This is a genomic window from Mesorhizobium sp. B4-1-3 (assembly GCF_006439355.1).
Lineage (GTDB): Bacteria > Pseudomonadota > Alphaproteobacteria > Rhizobiales > Rhizobiaceae > Mesorhizobium.
Map to the genome: position 1 here is coordinate 155,993 of NZ_VFTG01000004.1, position 15,917 is coordinate 171,909.

At 62.6% G+C, this 15,917-nt stretch carries 14 protein-coding genes; all 14 read right to left on the reverse strand.

What is annotated here, in order from left to right:
• Nucleotides 1–8: 8 nt before the first annotated feature.
• A complete protein-coding gene (glpK, locus tag FJW06_RS07605) occupies nucleotides 9–1,502 on the reverse strand; it encodes a glycerol kinase GlpK (protein ID WP_140750226.1) in 1,494 nt (497 codons plus the stop codon).
• 90 nt (nucleotides 1,503–1,592) lie between these two features.
• Complete coding sequence (locus tag FJW06_RS07610) at nucleotides 1,593–3,317, reverse strand: ABC transporter substrate-binding protein (RefSeq protein ID WP_140750228.1); 1,725 nt, start codon at nucleotides 3,315–3,317, stop codon at nucleotides 1,593–1,595.
• Nucleotides 3,318–3,394: 77 nt separating this feature from the next.
• Nucleotides 3,395–3,682, reverse strand: a complete 288-nt coding sequence (locus FJW06_RS07615) for a DUF2160 domain-containing protein (RefSeq protein WP_140750230.1) — start codon at nucleotides 3,680–3,682, stop codon at nucleotides 3,395–3,397.
• Nucleotides 3,683–3,684: 2 nt separating this feature from the next.
• Complete coding sequence (locus FJW06_RS07620) at nucleotides 3,685–4,593, reverse strand: carbohydrate ABC transporter permease (RefSeq protein WP_140750232.1); 909 nt, start codon at nucleotides 4,591–4,593, stop codon at nucleotides 3,685–3,687.
• 3 nt (nucleotides 4,594–4,596) lie between these two features.
• Nucleotides 4,597–5,463: a sugar ABC transporter permease gene (locus FJW06_RS07625; RefSeq protein ID WP_041007042.1), complete on the reverse strand. Its 867-nt coding sequence runs from the start codon at nucleotides 5,461–5,463 to the stop codon at nucleotides 4,597–4,599.
• Nucleotides 5,464–6,531: an ABC transporter ATP-binding protein gene (locus FJW06_RS07630; protein WP_140750234.1), complete on the reverse strand. Its 1,068-nt coding sequence runs from the start codon at nucleotides 6,529–6,531 to the stop codon at nucleotides 5,464–5,466.
• A gap of 10 nt (nucleotides 6,532–6,541) precedes the next feature.
• On the reverse strand, nucleotides 6,542–7,621 hold the full coding sequence (locus FJW06_RS07635; RefSeq protein ID WP_140750236.1) for an ABC transporter ATP-binding protein: 1,080 nt from the start codon (nucleotides 7,619–7,621) through the stop codon (nucleotides 6,542–6,544).
• A 39-nt stretch (nucleotides 7,622–7,660) separates the two neighbouring features.
• Nucleotides 7,661–9,187, reverse strand: coding sequence for a glycerol-3-phosphate dehydrogenase (glpD, locus tag FJW06_RS07640; RefSeq protein ID WP_140750238.1), 1,527 nt, complete (start codon nucleotides 9,185–9,187; stop codon nucleotides 7,661–7,663).
• A 125-nt stretch (nucleotides 9,188–9,312) separates the two neighbouring features.
• Complete coding sequence (locus tag FJW06_RS07645; protein ID WP_140750240.1) at nucleotides 9,313–10,080, reverse strand: DeoR/GlpR family DNA-binding transcription regulator; 768 nt, start codon at nucleotides 10,078–10,080, stop codon at nucleotides 9,313–9,315.
• A gap of 125 nt (nucleotides 10,081–10,205) precedes the next feature.
• Nucleotides 10,206–11,618 carry a pyridoxal-dependent decarboxylase gene (locus FJW06_RS07650; protein ID WP_140750242.1) on the reverse strand — a complete coding sequence of 471 codons (1,413 nt, stop codon included), beginning with the start codon at nucleotides 11,616–11,618 and terminating at the stop codon, nucleotides 10,206–10,208.
• A 99-nt stretch (nucleotides 11,619–11,717) separates the two neighbouring features.
• Nucleotides 11,718–12,449 carry a peptidase gene (locus FJW06_RS07655; protein ID WP_140750244.1) on the reverse strand — a complete coding sequence of 244 codons (732 nt, stop codon included), beginning with the start codon at nucleotides 12,447–12,449 and terminating at the stop codon, nucleotides 11,718–11,720.
• Nucleotides 12,450–12,582: 133 nt separating this feature from the next.
• Nucleotides 12,583–13,377 (reverse strand): transglutaminase family protein, encoded by a 795-nt coding sequence (locus FJW06_RS07660; protein ID WP_140750246.1) that lies wholly within the window; start codon nucleotides 13,375–13,377, stop codon nucleotides 12,583–12,585.
• A 21-nt stretch (nucleotides 13,378–13,398) separates the two neighbouring features.
• Nucleotides 13,399–14,340: an alpha-E domain-containing protein gene (locus FJW06_RS07665; protein WP_140750248.1), complete on the reverse strand. Its 942-nt coding sequence runs from the start codon at nucleotides 14,338–14,340 to the stop codon at nucleotides 13,399–13,401.
• Nucleotides 14,341–14,474: 134 nt separating this feature from the next.
• Entirely contained in the window at nucleotides 14,475–15,887 is a 1,413-nt protein-coding gene (locus tag FJW06_RS07670) for a circularly permuted type 2 ATP-grasp protein (RefSeq protein WP_181178179.1), read from the reverse strand.
• Between the last annotated feature and the right edge of the window lie 30 nt (nucleotides 15,888–15,917).

Consider the following 15,917-nt stretch of genomic DNA (forward strand, 5'->3'; position numbering starts at 1 on the left):
AGAGATTGCTACTGCGTGCTCAGCGTCCGGCGCACCGCATCGCGCCATCCGGCCAGCTTCGTCGCGCGCGTTGCGGCGTCCATTTCCGGCTTGAAGCGCCGCTCAAGCGCCCAGCTCCTGGCGAATTCCTTCGCTTTCGGCCACACGCCGGCCTTCGACCCGGCAAGCCAGGCCGCGCCCAGCGCCGTCGTCTCCAGGATCGTCGGACGGTCGACCGGCGCGTCGAGAATGTCGGCGAGCCGTTGCATGGTCCAGTTGGACGCCACCATGCCGCCGTCGACCCGAAGCACCGTCTTGGCCGAGGCGCCTTTCCAGTCCTTGCGCATGGCGTCGAGCAGGTCACGCGTCTGGAAGGCGACCGATTCGAGTGCGGCGCGGGCAAATTCCGCCGGTCCGGAATTGCGCGTCAGGCCGAAGATCGCGCCGCGCGCGTCCGCGTCCCAATGCGGCGCGCCGAGGCCGACGAAGGCCGGCACCAGATAGATTTGTTGCGTCGGATCGGCGGTCGCAGCGAGCGCACCGCTTTGCTCGGCCTTGCCGATCACCTTGATGCCGTCGCGCAGCCATTGCACGGCGGCGCCAGCAATGAAGATCGAACCTTCCAGCGCATAGGTGGTCTTGCCGTTCAACCGGTAGGCGATCGTGGTCAGAAGCCGATTCCTCGAGCGCACAAGGTCGGCGCCGGTGTTGAGCAGCGCGAAGCAGCCTGTACCGTAGGTCGACTTCATCATGCCGGGCTCGAAACAGGCCTGGCCGATGGTCGCCGCATGCTGGTCACCGGCGACGCCGAGGATCCGCATCTCGGCCCCGAAAAGGCTCTTCTCGGTGACGCCGAAATCGTCGGCGCAATCCTTCACGTCCGGCAAAATCGCGGCCGGGATGTTCAGGATCGAGAGCAGCTCTTCGTCCCAGACATTCTTCTCGATGTTGTAGACGAGCGTGCGCGAGGCGTTTGTCGCGTCCGTGGCGTGCACTTGGCCGCCGGTCAGTCGCCAGATCAGGAAACTGTCGATGGTCCCGGCGAGCAGTTCGCCCTTCTCGGCGCGCTTCCTGGCGCCCTTCACCTTGTCCAGCATCCAGGCGATCTTGGTGCCGGAGAAATAGGGGTCGAGCAGCAGGCCGGTCTTCTTCGTGAATTTTTTCTCCAGCCCCTGCTTCTTGAGCTTCCGGCAGAGCGGCGCGGTGCGGCGATCCTGCCATACGATCGCATTGTGGATCGGCTTGCCAGTCGCCTTGTCCCAGATCACGACCGTCTCGCGCTGATTGGTGATGCCGATAGCCGCGACATCCGAGGCCGTCCGGCCGGCGGACTTCAGCGCCGCCTTCACCGTGGCGAGAACGCTTGCCCAGATGTCTTCCGGATCGTGTTCGACCCAGCCGGAGGCAGGGTAATGCTGCGCGAATTCCTGCTGGCCGGTACCTGCGACCTTCATCTTATCGTCGAACAGGATCGCCCGGGTCGAGGTTGTTCCCTGGTCGATCGCTAGCACAAAACCGCTCATTCCATCCCTCCGCTTCTCATGCAACAGGGGAGACGGCCAAGCCGCCTCCCCTGCATTCCTTACGCGGGCATACGCGCCCACGTCATGCAGTTACTTCTGCCAACTCTTCACCAGCTCGTCGTAATTGATGGTGACCGGCTTTTCCTTCTCGTTCTCGATCTTGAGCTGCGGCGCAAGATTGCCTTTCGAGACGGCGTCCTTGTTCCAGTAATCGAGGTCATGCTCCTCGGCCATCTTCGGGCCGATGTCGCCCTGGACGCCCGACTTCTCCAGACGAGAGAGCACCTTCTCCTGGTCGGCGCAGAGCGAATCCATCGCTTCCTGCGGGCTCTTGGCGCCCGAGGACGCGTCGCCGATGTTCTGCCACCACAGCTGCGCCAGCTTCGGGTAATCCGGAACGTTGGTGCCGGTGGGGGTCCACTGCACGCGCGCCGGCGAGCGGTAGAACTCGATCAGGCCGCCGAGCTTCGGCGCCCGTTCCGTGAAGCTCTTGTCGTGGATGGTGGAGTCGCGGACGAAGGTCAGACCGACCTGGCTCTTCTTCACGTCGACCGTCTTCGACACCACGAACTGAGCGTAGAGCCACGCAGCTTTGGCGCGGTCGGTCGGGGTCGACTTCAGCAACGTCCACGAACCGGCATCCTGGTAGCCGAGCTTCATGCCGTCCTTCCAGTAGACGCCATGCGGCGACGGCGCGACGCGCCATTTCGGCGTGCCGTCGTCGTTCACCACCGGCAGGCCGGGCTTGGCCATGTCGGCGGTGAAGGCGGTGTACCAGAAGATCTGCTGGGCGATATTGCCCTGCGAGGGTACCGGGCCGGATTCGGAGAAGGTCATGCCCTGGGCTTCCGGGGGCGCATAGGCCTTCAACCAGTCGAGGTATTTCTGGATGGCATAGACCGAGGCGGGGCCGTTGGTATCGCCGCCGCGGGCGACGCAGGAACCGACCGGACGTGAATTCTCGTCGACCTTGATGCCCCATTCGTCGACCGGCTTGCCGTTCGGGATGCCCTTGTCGCCATTGCCGGCCATGGAAAGCCAGGCATCGGTGAAGCGCCAGCCAAGCGACGGATCCTTCTTGCCGTAGTCCATGTGGCCATAGACCTTCTTGCCGTCGATCTCGCGGCCGGTGAAGAACTGGGCGATGTCCTCATAGGCCGACCAGTTGACCGGCACGCCGAGGTCGTAGCCGTATTTGGCCTTGAAATCCGCCTTGTTCTTCTCGTCGTTGAACCAGTCGTAACGGAACCAGTAGAGGTTGGCGAACTGCTGGTCGGGCAGTTGGTAGAGCTTGCCGTCGGGTGCGGTCGTGAACGACTTGCCGATGAAGTCGTCGACGTCGAGCATCGGATCGGTGACGTCCTTGCCCTCGCCGGCCATCCAGTCGGTCAGGTTGCGCGCCTGCTGATAGCGCCAATGCGTGCCGATCAAGTCGGAATCGTTGACCCAGCCGTCATAGAGGTTCTGCCCGGTCTGCATCTGGGTCTGGATCTTCTCGACGACGTCGCCTTCCTGGATGACGTCATGCGTGACCTTGATGCCGGTGATGGCGGTGAAGGCCGGTGCAAGCGTCTGCGACTCGTACTGGTGCGTTGTCAGGGTTTCCGACACGACCTTGATTTCCATGCCGGCGAACGGCTTGGCGGCGTCGATGAACCACTGCATTTCCTTTTCCTGATCGGCGCGCGAAAGCGTCGACAGGTCGCCTATCTCCTTGTCGAGAAAGGCTTTTGCCTCGTCCATCCCGGCATAGGCGTGGCCCGCTCCAAGCAATAGGACAAGGGCGGTCGTCGATGTTAGAAATTGCCGTCGCATGTGTCTCCTCCAGTCTTAGGTTTCAAGTTCAATCCGGAGCGGACCGCCAGCACGCGGCCGCTTCGGCTATTCCCCCTCTATACGTATCGGAATACGCCGATGGCGTAGACCACGGAGAGAGCGAGAGCCCACCACAGGTTGGGCCCAACCAGGCCCAGCCAAGCGAGATGGATGAAGGCGCTGCCGAGCAGCGAAACGAAGAGGCGGTCGCCGCGCGTCGTCTCGAAGCGCAGCACGCCGACGCGCGGATTGCCGCCCGGCGAGACATATTCCCAAACGCCCATGCCGCAGAGCATCAGCGCAATCACGATGAAGAAGGCGGCGGTCGGCCACGTCCACGCCATCCAGGAGAAGTCGAGGTTCATGATCAGACCCTCCCCAGGGCGAAGCCCTTGGCGATATAATTGCGCACGAACCAGATGACCAATGCGCCGGGGATCAGCGTCAGCACACCGGCGGCCGCGAGCAGCCCCCAGTCCATGCCGGCGGCGGAGACCGTGCGGGTCATGGTGGCGGCGATCGGCTTGGCATCGGTCGTCGTCAGCGTGCGCGCGATCAGGAGTTCAACCCACGAGAACATGAAGCAGAAGAAGCAGGCGACGCCGATGCCGCTCGCGATCAGCGGCATGAATATCTTCACGAAGAAGCGCGGGAACGAATAGCCGTCGATGTAGGCGGTCTCGTCAATCTCCTTCGGCACGCCGGACATGAAGCCTTCGAGGATCCACACCGCCAGCGGCACGTTGAACAGGCAGTGCGCCAGCGCCACCGCGATATGCGTGTCGATGAGACCGAAGGCCGAATAGAGCTGGAAGAACGGAAGCGCGAACACCGCCGGCGGCGCCATGCGGTTGGTGAGCAGCCAGAAGAACAGGTGCTTGTCGCCGAGGAAGCGGTAACGCGAGAAGGCATAGGCCGCCGGCAATGCCACCGCCACCGATATCACCATGTTCATCACCACGTAGGTGATCGAATTGATATAGCCCGAATACCAGGACGCGTCGGTGAAGATGATCTTGTAATTGCGCAGCGTCGGCTCGTGCGGAAAGAGCGTCAGCGAGGAAATGATCTCCTGGTTGGTCTTGAAGCTCATATTGATCAGCCAGTAGATCGGCAGGAGAAGCACGATGATGTAGAGCGTCGGCACGATCCACCACCAGCGCGATTCCTCACCGCGGCGGCGCATCAGCTTGGCCACCTCGTCCCGGGACAGCGTGCTGCCCACCTCGGTGACCGCCGTTTCGCTCACGCGCGTCGTATCGTTGGCGCTCGCCATCTGTCAGCGCTCCGCGTCGTAGTTGGTCATCACGGTGTAGAACACCCAAGACAACAAAAGGATGATCAGGAAGTAGACCAGCGACATGGCTGCCGCCGGACCGAGGTCGAACTGGCCGAGCGCCGTCTTGACGAGATCGATCGACAGGAAGGTCGTCGAATTGCCGGGGCCGCCGCCGGTGACGACGAAGGGCTCGGTATAGATCATGAAGCTGTCCATGAAGCGCAGCAGCACGGCGATCAGGAGCACGCGTTGCATCTTCGGCAGTTGGATGTAGCGGAACACCGCCCAGCGCGAGGCGCCGTCGATCTTGGCCGCCTGGTAGAAGGCGTCGGGAATGGAGACCAGGCCGGCGTAGCAAAGCAGCACCACCAGGCTGGTCCAGTGCCAGACATCCATGACGATGACGGTGACCCAAGCGTCGAACGGGTCCTGGACGTAGTTGTAGTCGATGCCGAGCGCGTTGACGTAGTAGCCGAGCAGACCGATGTCGTTGCGGCCGAACACCTGCCAGATCGTGCCGACGACGTTCCACGGGACCAGCAGCGGCAGCGCCATCAGCACCAGGCAGACCGGCACGCCCCAGCCCTTCTTCGGCATGTTGAGCGCGATGAAGATGCCGAGCGGCACTTCGATCGCCAGGATGATGAAGGAGAAGATCAGGTTGCGCACCATCGCTTCCCAGAAGCGGTCGGAATGCAGCAATTCCTCGAACCACTCGGTGCCGGCCCAGAAGAAGACGTTGTTGCCGAACGTGTCCTGCACCGAATAGTTGACGACGGTCATCAGCGGGATGACGGCCGAGAACGCCACCAGAACCAGCACCGGCAGGACGAGGAACCAGGCCTTGTTGTTCCAGGTCTTGTCCATCTATGCCCCCATCTCGACAAGCCAGGAACCGGCATAGATGTTGATGCCGGCCGGATCGAAGCGGACTTTCGGCTCGGCAGGCATCTCGTCGTCCTCGCCGATCACCGCGGCAATCTCCCTGCCCTCCAGATTGGCGCGCACGACCTTGTGGCGGCCGACGTCCTCGACCTTGCTGACCTGCACCGCCATGCCCTCGCGGCCGAGCCGCACATATTCGGGACGGATGCCGAGCTCGACGGCGCCGGCTTCGGCTTTGGGCACGCCCGGCAATTCGATGCGTTGCGCGCCGAGTGTCGCCGTCCTGCCGTCGAGCGACACCGGCAGCACATTCATGCCCGGCGAGCCGATGAAATAGCCGACGAAGGTGTGGCGCGGACGCTCGAAGAGCTCGGCCGGCGTGCCGATCTGGACGATCTCGCCGTCATACATGACCACCACCCGGTCGGCGAAAGTCAGCGCTTCGGTCTGGTCATGCGTGACATAAACCATCGTGTAGCCGAAGCGCCGATGCAGTTGCTTCAACTGCGAGCGCAGCACCCATTTCATATGCGGGTCGATCACCGTCAGCGGCTCGTCAAACAGGATGGCGTTGACGTCGGAGCGCACCAGGCCGCGCCCGAGCGAGATCTTCTGCTTCTGGTCGGCGGTGAGCCCGCGCGCCTTCTTCTTCGCCAGCGAAGCGAGATCGATCATGTCGAGCGTCTCGCGCACCTTGCGGTCGACGTCTGTCTCGGGCACGCGGCGGTTGCGCAGCGGGAAGGCCAGATTGTCGTAGACGGTCATGGTGTCGTAGATGACTGGGAACTGGAACACCTGCGCGATGTTGCGCTCCTGCGTCGACAGGTTGGTCACGTCCCGGCCGTTGAACAAAAGCTGGCCGTGCGAGGGATGCAGCAGCCCAGAAATGATGTTGAGCAATGTAGTCTTGCCGCAGCCGGACGGTCCGAGCAGGGCATAGGCGCCGCCATCCTCGAAGGTGTGATGCACCTCCTTCAGCGCGAAATCGGAATCCTTCTGCGGATTGGGCAGGTAGGAGTGGCGGATATGGTTGACCTCGATGCGCGCCATCTGATCCTCCTCAAGCCGCCAGCTTCGACGCCGTCACGGCGCGACCGTTCTGGTCGAACACCATGATGTGGCGCGGGTCGATGAACACCTCGACCTCGTCGTCCGTCTCGAAATCGAGGATGCCGTGCGCCAGCATCACCCAGCGCGCATCAGCGAAGTCGAGATGGACAAAGCTTTCCGAGCCGGTGATCTCGGTGATGGTGACCTTGGCCCGCACCGGCACCGCGCTGGCGTTCGGCCGCTCCAGCGATAGATGATGCGGCTGGAAGCCGATCGTGTAGCTGGCATCCGCAATGCCCGCGAGCTCCGGCGGCACCGGCAGCTTGACGCCGCCTTCGAGCAGGAAGTCCGCGCCCTTCTTGGAGAGCACGATGGTGTTGAGCGGCGGGTCAGCGAAGGTCCGTGCCGTCACCAGGTCGACCGGCTTGCGGAACACGTCGACGGTCGGGCCGAATTGCGTGACGCGGCCTTCCGAGAGCGTCGCGGTGTTGCCGCCGAGCAACAGCGCTTCGTGCGGTTCGGTCGTGGCATAGACGAAGATGGTGCCGGCGGCAGCGAATATCTTCGGCAATTCGGCGCGCAATTCCTCGCGCAGCTTGTAGTCGAGATTGGCCAGAGGCTCGTCGAGCAGCACCAGGCTGGCATTCTTGACGATGGCGCGGGCAAGCGCGGTGCGCTGCTGCTGTCCGCCCGAAAGGTTGAGCGGCGTGCGGTCGAGATAGGGTGTCAGCTTCAAGAGCGCCGCCGCGTTGCGCACTTCCTTGTCGATCTTGGCCTGCTCGACGCCGGCGACCCGAAGCGGCGAGGCGATGTTCTCGTAGACGGTCATCGCCGGGTAGTTGATGAACTGCTGGTAGACCATGGCGACGTTGCGCTTCTGCACCTTCTGTCCGGTGACGTCCTTGCCGTCGAACCAGACCGAGCCGGATGTCGGCGCATCGAGACCCGCCATCAGCCGCATCAGGCTGGTCTTGCCGGAGAGTGTCGGCCCGAGGAGCACGTTCAGCGAGCCGTGCTGAAGCGTCAGCGACACGTCGCGGATATGCTCCTGCGCGCCGACCGTCTTCGTCACGTTCCTCAGTTCCAGCATCACGCCTCCTCCCAGGCCTTGCGCATCAGTGGCCGAACCTCATTCCGCCGCCACGACGTGACGGTTGCTCAGTCCGCGCATGAATTCCTCCAGCGCCGCCGCCTGCTCGCGGCTGAAATGCAAGCCGCGCTTGGTGCGGCGCCACAGCACGTCCTCGGCGGTGACCGCCCATTCGTTCTCGACGAGATAGCGGACTTCCGCCTCGAAAAGGTCGGCGCCGAAATTGCGGCCGAGATCGGCATTCGACTTGGCGAGCCCGAGCAGCTTTTCCGCGCGCGTGCCGTAAAGCCGGGTGAAGCGGCGCGCCAGCCGCTGGTCGAGGAACGGATAGGCGCTCTTCAGCCTGGCGACCTGGGCATCGAAACCGGTCGCGGGGAAATCGCCGCCGGGCAGCGGCGCGTCATGCGTCCACGGCCTACCGCGCTTGCCGAGAAAGCCCTCGACCTTTTCCAGCATCGATTCCGCCAGCCGGCGGAAGGTCGTAATCTTGCCGCCGAAGGCGTTGACAAGCGGGGCAACGCCCTCCCCGCCATCGGCTTTGAGCACATAGTCGCGCGTCGCCTCCTGCGCCTTGGACGCGCCGTCGTCGTAGAGCGGGCGTACCGCCGAATAGGTCCAGACGATGTCGGAGCGCTTCACCGGTTGCGCGAAATACTCGCTCGCCGCGGCGCACAGATAGTCGATCTCGGCATCGGAGATATTCACGTCATGCGGATCGCCCGGATAGTCGCGATCGGTGGTGCCGATCAGCGTGAACTCTTCCTCGTACGGAATGGCGAAGATGATACGACCGTCCTTGTTCTGGAAGAAATAGGCGCGCGGATCGTCGAACTTCTTGGCGACGACGATGTGGCTGCCTTGCACGAGGCGGACATTGTGGACCTCGCTCTGGCCGACGGCGGCCGAGAGCACGTGATCGACCCATGGGCCGGCGGCGTTGACGAGAAGCCGCGCGTGAACCTCCTCGGTTTCGCCGGTCAGCACGTTCTGCACCTTGATGGTCCAGGTCGAACCGCCGCGCCGCGCGCTGACGACCTTGGTGCGGGTGCGGATGATGGCGCCCCGGTCGGCGGCGTCACGTGCGTTCAGCGCCACCAGGCGCGCATCGTTGACCCAGCCGTCCGAATATTCGAACGCCTTGCGGAACAATGGCTTGAGCGGCTTGCCTGCCGGATCGCTCGCCATGTCCAGCGTCTTCGTCGCCGGCAAGAGCTTGCGCCCGCCGATATGATCGTAAAGGAACAGGCCGAGACGGATCAGCCAGGCGGGCCTCAGGCCCTTCGCGTAAGGCAGGACGAAGCGCATCGGCCAGATGATATGCGGCGCGTTCTTCCACAGGACCTCGCGCTCCATCAGCGCTTCGCGCACCAGCCGGAACTCGTAGAATTCGAGATAGCGAAGGCCGCCATGGATGAGCTTGGTCGAGCCGGAGGAGGTCCCGCTCGCCAGGTCGTTCATCTCGGCCAAGTATACCGAGTATCCGCGGCCGACAGCATCGCGGGCGATGCCGCAGCCATTGATGCCGCCGCCGATGACGAAAATGTCATGGATCGGGGATGCGTCCAAAGGGTCCTCCAACGATTTCGCATTACACCATTTTTGTGTTTTACGAAACCGTGTCGGAATTATTTCGAACTAAAACCGAATGTCAAACGAAATATCACAGTAGCGTGAACAGTCGCGATGCACGCCTATTCGAGCGCGGTCTCGATCAGCCGGACCTCCGTCTCCTCGCAAATCCGACGGATCGACGGGATACCGCAGCGATCGGTGATGAAGGTGTTCACCTGCGAAAGGTGACCGATCCGGACCGGCGCCGTGCGCTCGAATTTGGTCCGGTCGGAGACCAGAATGACATGGCGCGCATTGGCGATGATGGCCTGCGCCACCTTCACTTCGCGGAAATCGAAATCGAGCAGCGCGCCGTCATGATCGATCGCCGAGGCGCCGATGACGGCGTAGTCGACCTTGAACTGGCGTATGAAATCGACGGCCGCTTCGCCGACAACGCCGCCGTCGGAGCCGCGCACCACGCCGCCGGCGATCACCACTTCCATCGTAGGATAGATGCGCATCCTATTGGCTACATTAATGTTGTTGGTGATGACCATAAGCCCGCTATGGTCGAGCAGCGCCTTGCTGACGGCCTCGGTGGTGGTGCCGATATTGATGAACAGTGAGGCATTGTCCGGGATCAGTCGCGCCGCCGCGCTGCCGATCGCCTCCTTTTCGTCGGCGGCAATCTTGCGCCGCGCTTCATACTCCATGTTCTCGATGCCGGACGGAAACAGCGCGCCGCCATGGATGCGGGTCAGCAGGCGCTGATCGCAGAGATCATTGAGGTCCTTGCGGATAGTCTGCGGAGTCACATTGAAATGCGTCGCCAGATCGTCGACCAGAACCCGGCCATGGTCTTTCGCCATCTGGATGATTTTGGCGTGGCGCGGCGAAAGAAACATCCGGCATCCTCCATTTTCGTTTTTTTCGTCTATACCGGAAAACGAAAGCGAAGAAAAGGCATGAGCCGGCTAACGAAAATCACCTGGTTGCAAAAGGCAAACCGGTGCGGAACACGTCTGCCGCATCAGGATGGGCGACGCGCAATCTCGGTTACGACGTCGAACGCGGCGTCCACATCGGCCGCCGTCGACCCGAACTGCCCCGCCTGAAAGCGGATCGCCACGCGCCCATCGACCCGCGTTTGCGTCAGGTAAATGCGGCCATCGGTGTTGATGGAGTCGACAAGGCGGAGATTGTGCTCGTCCGGATCGACGCCCGGGGGCGCTTGGTGACGGAACGAGAACAGCGAAAGCATCGGCTCGGAGACGAGCTCGAAATCCGCCTCCTTGGCGAGGCGCGCGGCAAGCCCTTTACTCCAGGCGACGTGGTTGCGGATCATTGTGCGCAGGCCCTCGAGGCCATGGGCACGCAGCAGGAACCAGAGTTTGAGCGCGCGGAAGCGGCGCCCGAGCGGCACCGACCATTCCGAATAGTTGATGATGCCGTCATGGCCGCGCGTCTTCAGATAGTCCGGCTTTATCGCCAGCGTGCGCACGAGATCTTCCGGCTGGCGTACGAACTGGATCGAGCAGTCGAACTGCGCGCCCAGCCACTTATGCGGGTTGAAGACGATGGAATCGGCGCCTTCGACGCCCGCCCAGAAATGCCGGTACTCCGGGCAGATCATCGCCGATCCGGCCCAAGCGGCGTCGACATGCAGATAAAGCTCGTGCCGCTTCGCGACTGCGGCCACCGCGGCGATGTCGTCGGTGCCGCCGGTGCTCGTGCCGCCGACGCAAGCGATGATGCCGGCGGGCATTAGGCCGGCCTCACGATCGGCGACGATCGCTGCCTCAAGCGCGGCCGTGTCCATCGCGCGAAAACGTCCGGAGACCGGGATGCGGACGAGGTTTTCCTCGCCGATGCCTGAGACCCAGATGGCACGGTCGATTGAGGTATGGACCTGATCGGAAGAATAGACGCGCAGCTTGCCCTGCCCGGCGAGGCCCTTCTTGTTGCCCTGCCAGTCGAGTGCCCGCTCGCGCATGGTGAGCACCGCCGCAAGCGTCGCCGATGAGGCCGAATCCTGGATGACGCCGGAAAAGCCCTCGGGCAGGCCAAGCGCCTGGCGCATCCAGTCGACGATGCGTGTCTCGAGTTCGGTCGCCGCCGGCGAGGTCTGCCACAGCATGCACTGCGCGGCCATCGCCGAGACCAGATATTCCGCCACGACCGAGACCGGCGCCGCGTTGGCCGGGAAATAGGCGAAGAAGCGCGGATGCTGCCAATGCGTCATGCCCGGCACGATTTTCGCTTCGAAATCGGCGAAGATCTTTTCCATCGGTTCGGGCAATTCGGGTGGCGAGGCCTCGATGCTCCTGAAAATCTCGCCCGGCGCGATCGCCGGCCGCACCGGGCGGTCGCGCAAGCCCGCACGGTAATCGGCGCCCCAATCGGCAGCCCGCCGCGACCAGTCGCGGAATTCCTCATTCTCCATATCTTTCCTCCCGGCAGCCGTCGAAAGACACGGTCGATCGAGCCGCTTTCGAATTTAATTAACATGTTAATACGGCGAAGCAACGGGGGTGGGAGAGCCCTACCCCGGAAAATCAGGCAGATTTGAAAACGCGATTTTCAGCGCGTTGGACCAGCCGTCGGAAATGGTTCGGTAATAAGGATCATCCTGGCCGATCCGTTGGTTCAGCCCCACCTTGAGCGCATCCTGTTCCAGGAACAGCAGATCAAGCGGCAGCCCGACCGAAAGGTTGGATTTCAGCGTGGAGTCGAACGACACCAGAAGCAGCTTCACCGTTTCGGCCAGGCTCATTGTCCGGTCATAGGCGCGGATGATGATCGGCTTGCCGTATTTCGTCTCGCCGATCTGGAAGAAAGGCGTGTCATCGGTCGACTCGATGAAATTGCCCTCCGGATAGATCATGAACAGCCTGGGCGGGCTGCCCTTGATCTGGCCGCCAAGGATGAAGGAGGCATTGAAGTAGGAATCCGCCTTGTCGCCATTCGGCGAGGCATGCTCGATGACTTCCTTGACCGTATCGCCGACCAGCCGCACCGTCTGGTACATGGACGGGGTTTCGAGTAGCTTCGAATGACGGTCGCTAACGGCCTTGTTGCGTTCGTCGAGCAGGCTGACCACCGCCTGCGTCGTGGCCAGGTTGCCCGCCGACATCAGCACGATGACGCGCTCGCCGGGGTCTTCCCACATATGCATCTTCTTGAAAGTCGAGATCGAATCCATGCCGGCATTGGTGCGCGTGTCCGACATGAACACGAGCCCGCGATCGATCTTGAGGCCGACGCAATAGGTCATGGTCGCTCTTCTGCCAAAGCAATTCCAAGAAAGGCGTATAGCGTTTTTTCGCCCGGAATTGCGTGAAAACAAAGAGATAGAGCGGTTCGGCGATTCTATCAAACGCTGAACCGCTCCTGCGATTCGAGGCGGATTACTGCTCTACCGTGACGGTGACGGCAAGCTTCTCTTGCGCTTGCCCCAAGAGTATGCCCGACACCGGCGAGGCGTCGCGATAGTCGCGCCCCGTCGCCACCCGCACATAGCGCTCGTCGGGCGAGATACCGTTCGCCGGGTCGAAGGCAACCCATCCGAGCCCGACGATATAAGCCTCGGCCCAGGCATGGCTCGCGGCCTGCTCGACGGCCGCATCCATCATCAGGTAGCCGCTGACATAACGGGCGGGAAAACCAAGCGCGCTGGCGGCGGCGATGAAGATGTGGCTGTGGTCCTGGCAGACGCCGGACTTCAGCGCGAGCGCCTCTTCCGCCGGCGTCACGACGCTGGTCGTGCCCGGTCTGTAGGCGACGCGTTCGCGGATCACGCCCATCAGCCGGTGCAATCGCTCGATCTCGGTGCCCTGCCCGACCGCGCCGGCCAATTCGCGTATGCCGTCGCCGGCGGCGGTGAGCGGCGTCCGCTGTGCGAACAGCCAGAGCGGCGCAAAGCCCTGATGCGGTCCCGTCACGCCCGCCGTGTCATGCGTGGTCACCTCGCCCGCGGCCTCCACCGTGATCGAGTTCTGGCCGCTCTCGGCGCTCACCAGCCGCGTGTCGTTGCCGAAATGGTCGGCGAAGCGCACCTCCTCGCGCGCGCCGTCCACCTTGATCGCCCAGGACCCGACTGTCTGCATGCGCCCGCTGGAGGGGAGCAGCCGCAGCCGTTGCAGCAGATACTGCACCGGCTGATCGTAGCGGTACTCGGTGCGATGGGTGATCTTGAGCCGCATAGCGCTCGCCCTCGGCTGTGCTCAATAGAACCGGTAGTCCTGGGCAATCTCGTCGCCCAGCCTGGTGTTGTCGCGAATGAACTCGTGCAGGAACTCGTGCAGGCCGTGATCGAATATGTCCTTGATCGACCCTCTCTTGAGCAGCGCCTGGATCTTCTCGGCCGTGGCATGGCAGGCATGGCGCTCGCCGTAATCGTCGGCGAGGAATTTCAAATGCTCGCCGAGGAAGCGGTAGCAGAAGGTCAACGAGCGCGGCATGCGCACATTGAGGATCAGATAGTCGGCGATGTTCGTCGGCTTGTAGTCGGCTTCATAAACCCAACGATAGGAGCGATGCGCCGACACCGAGCGCAGGATCGACTCCCACTGGTAGTTGTCCAACGTCGAGCCGACCCAGGACAGCGAAGGTAGGAGCACATAATATTTCACGTCGAGGATGCGCGCCGTGTTGTCGGCGCGCTCGACATATGTGCCGAGCTGCGAGAAATCGAAGATCTCGTTGCGCAGCATCGTGCCGTAGAACGAGCCGCGGATCAGCGCCGTCTCGCGCTTGATGGCATCGAGCACGGTCGGCAGGTCGCGCTCGTCGATCGGCCGCGCCAGCATGCGCTTCAGCGACATCCACGCTTCATTGATGCTTTCCCAGGTCTCGCGCGTCAGCGCCGTGCGCACCATGCGGGCATTGTTGCGCGCTGTCTCGATGGACGACATGGTGCTCGACGGGTTCGAGGTGTCGCGCAGCAGAAAGTCGGAGACGTTGGCGGCGGTGTACTCCTGATACTTCTGGCTGAAGGCAACGTCCGAGCCAGCGCTGAGCAACACCGAATTCCACTCCTCGGATGCATCCTGGGTGCGCGTCAGCGCCATGCGCAGGCCGGCATCGACAAGGCGCGCCATGTTTTCGGCCCGCTCGATATAGCGGTTCATCCAGTAGAGACCGTTGGCGGTGCGGCCGAGAAGCATGGGAAGGCCCTTCGGGCTAGTGAGTGGCGAATAGGGAGTAGTGAGTAGTAAGCAATTGAATTTCAACGGAGTATGGCATGCGCTTCCCCTCTACATTTCACTACTGACTACTCACTATTCCATACTCACTCATATCAATCATCCAACACCCACGTATCCTTCGTCCCGCCACCTTGCGAGGAATTGACGACAAGCGAACCTTCCTTCATGGCAACGCGCGTGAGGCCGCCTGGCACGATCTGAATGCGATCGGAGACCAGCACATACGGCCGAAGGTCGACATGGCGCGGCGACAGGCCTTTTTCGGTCAGAATCGGACAGGTCGACAGCGCCAGCGTCGGCTGGGCGATGTAGTTCGAGGGCTTCGCTTGCAGCTTCTTGGCGAACTCCTCACATTCCTTTTTTGTCGCCGCCGGGCCGACCAGCATCCCGTAGCCGCCGGAGCCATGCACTTCCTTGATCACCAGTTCGCCTATGTGCTCGAGCACATATTTGAGGCTGTCCGGCTCGGAGCAGCGCCAGGTCGGGATGTTGCCCAGGATCGCCTTGCGGCCGGTGTAGAACTCGACGATCTCCGGCATATAGGAATAGATCGCCTTGTCGTCGGCGATGCCGGTGCCCGGCGCATTGGCGATGGTGATGTTGCCGGCGCGATAGACATCCATGATGCCCGGGACGCCAAGCGCCGAGTCCGGCCGGAACGTCAGCGGATCGAGGAAGGCGTCGTCGACGCGACGGTAGAGCACGTCGATCTGCTTGTAGCCTTCGGTCGTGCGCATCGCGACATGGCCCTCGACGACGCGCAGATCCTGTCCTTCGACCAGTTGCACGCCCATCTGGTCAGCGAGGAAGGCGTGCTCGAAATAGGCCGAGTTGTAGGACCCAGGCGTCAGCACCGCGATGGTCGGCGTGCCTATGGCGCTTTGCGGCCTGACCGCCGCCAGCGACTGGCGCAGCAGCTGCGGATAGTTCTCGACCGGCCGCACCTTGATCTTCTGGAACAGCTCCGGAAAGAGCTGCATCATCGTCTCGCGGTTCTCCAGCATATAGGAGACGCCGGACGGCGTGCGGGCATTGTCCTCCAGCACGTAGAACTCGTTCTCCGAGATGCGGACGGTGTCGACGCCGATGATATGCGTATAGACGCCGGCCGGCGGCCTGACGCCGATCATCTCGGGCAGGAAGGCCTCGTTCCTGGCGATAAGATCCTTGGGCACCCGCCCGGCGCGCAGGATCTCCTGGCGGTGGTAGATGTCGTCGAGAAAGGCGTTCAGTGCCTGCACGCGCTGTTCGATGCCCTGCGTCAGCCGCCGCCATTCCTGGCCGGAAAGGATACGCGGGACGATGTCGAAAGGGATCAGCCGCTCGGAAGCTTCCTGCTCGCCATAGACGGCAAAGGTGATGCCGGTCTTGCGGAAGACGCGCTCGGCGTCCTGCATCTTCTGGGTAAGCCTGGCCGGGTCCTGCTCCTTCAGCCAGCGATCGTAAGCCTCATAAGGTCTTCTCAATCCGGAGACTTCCGGAAGCATTTCGTCGAACGCTGCCAATCGCGTACTCCCCTCTGAGGACATTTCACT

Coding starts and splice junctions, on each gene's coding strand:
- FJW06_RS07665 (WP_140750248.1), bottom strand. CDS start 14,340: ATGCTTCTCGGCCGCACCGCCAACGGTCTCTACTGGATGAACCGCTAT.
- FJW06_RS07625 (WP_041007042.1), bottom strand. CDS start 5,463: ATGGACAAGACCTGGAACAACAAGGCCTGGTTCCTCGTCCTGCCGGTG.
- FJW06_RS07650 (WP_140750242.1), bottom strand. CDS start 11,618: ATGGAGAATGAGGAATTCCGCGACTGGTCGCGGCGGGCTGCCGATTGG.
- FJW06_RS07660 (WP_140750246.1), bottom strand. CDS start 13,377: ATGCGGCTCAAGATCACCCATCGCACCGAGTACCGCTACGATCAGCCG.
- FJW06_RS07620 (WP_140750232.1), bottom strand. CDS start 4,593: ATGGCGAGCGCCAACGATACGACGCGCGTGAGCGAAACGGCGGTCACC.
- glpK (WP_140750226.1), bottom strand. CDS start 1,502: ATGAGCGGTTTTGTGCTAGCGATCGACCAGGGAACAACCTCGACCCGG.
- FJW06_RS07615 (WP_140750230.1), bottom strand. CDS start 3,682: ATGAACCTCGACTTCTCCTGGATGGCGTGGACGTGGCCGACCGCCGCC.
- FJW06_RS07655 (WP_140750244.1), bottom strand. CDS start 12,449: ATGACCTATTGCGTCGGCCTCAAGATCGATCGCGGGCTCGTGTTCATG.
- FJW06_RS07610 (WP_140750228.1), bottom strand. CDS start 3,317: ATGCGACGGCAATTTCTAACATCGACGACCGCCCTTGTCCTATTGCTT.
- FJW06_RS07635 (WP_140750236.1), bottom strand. CDS start 7,621: ATGCTGGAACTGAGGAACGTGACGAAGACGGTCGGCGCGCAGGAGCAT.
- FJW06_RS07630 (WP_140750234.1), bottom strand. CDS start 6,531: ATGGCGCGCATCGAGGTCAACCATATCCGCCACTCCTACCTGCCCAAT.
- FJW06_RS07645 (WP_140750240.1), bottom strand. CDS start 10,080: ATGTTTCTTTCGCCGCGCCACGCCAAAATCATCCAGATGGCGAAAGAC.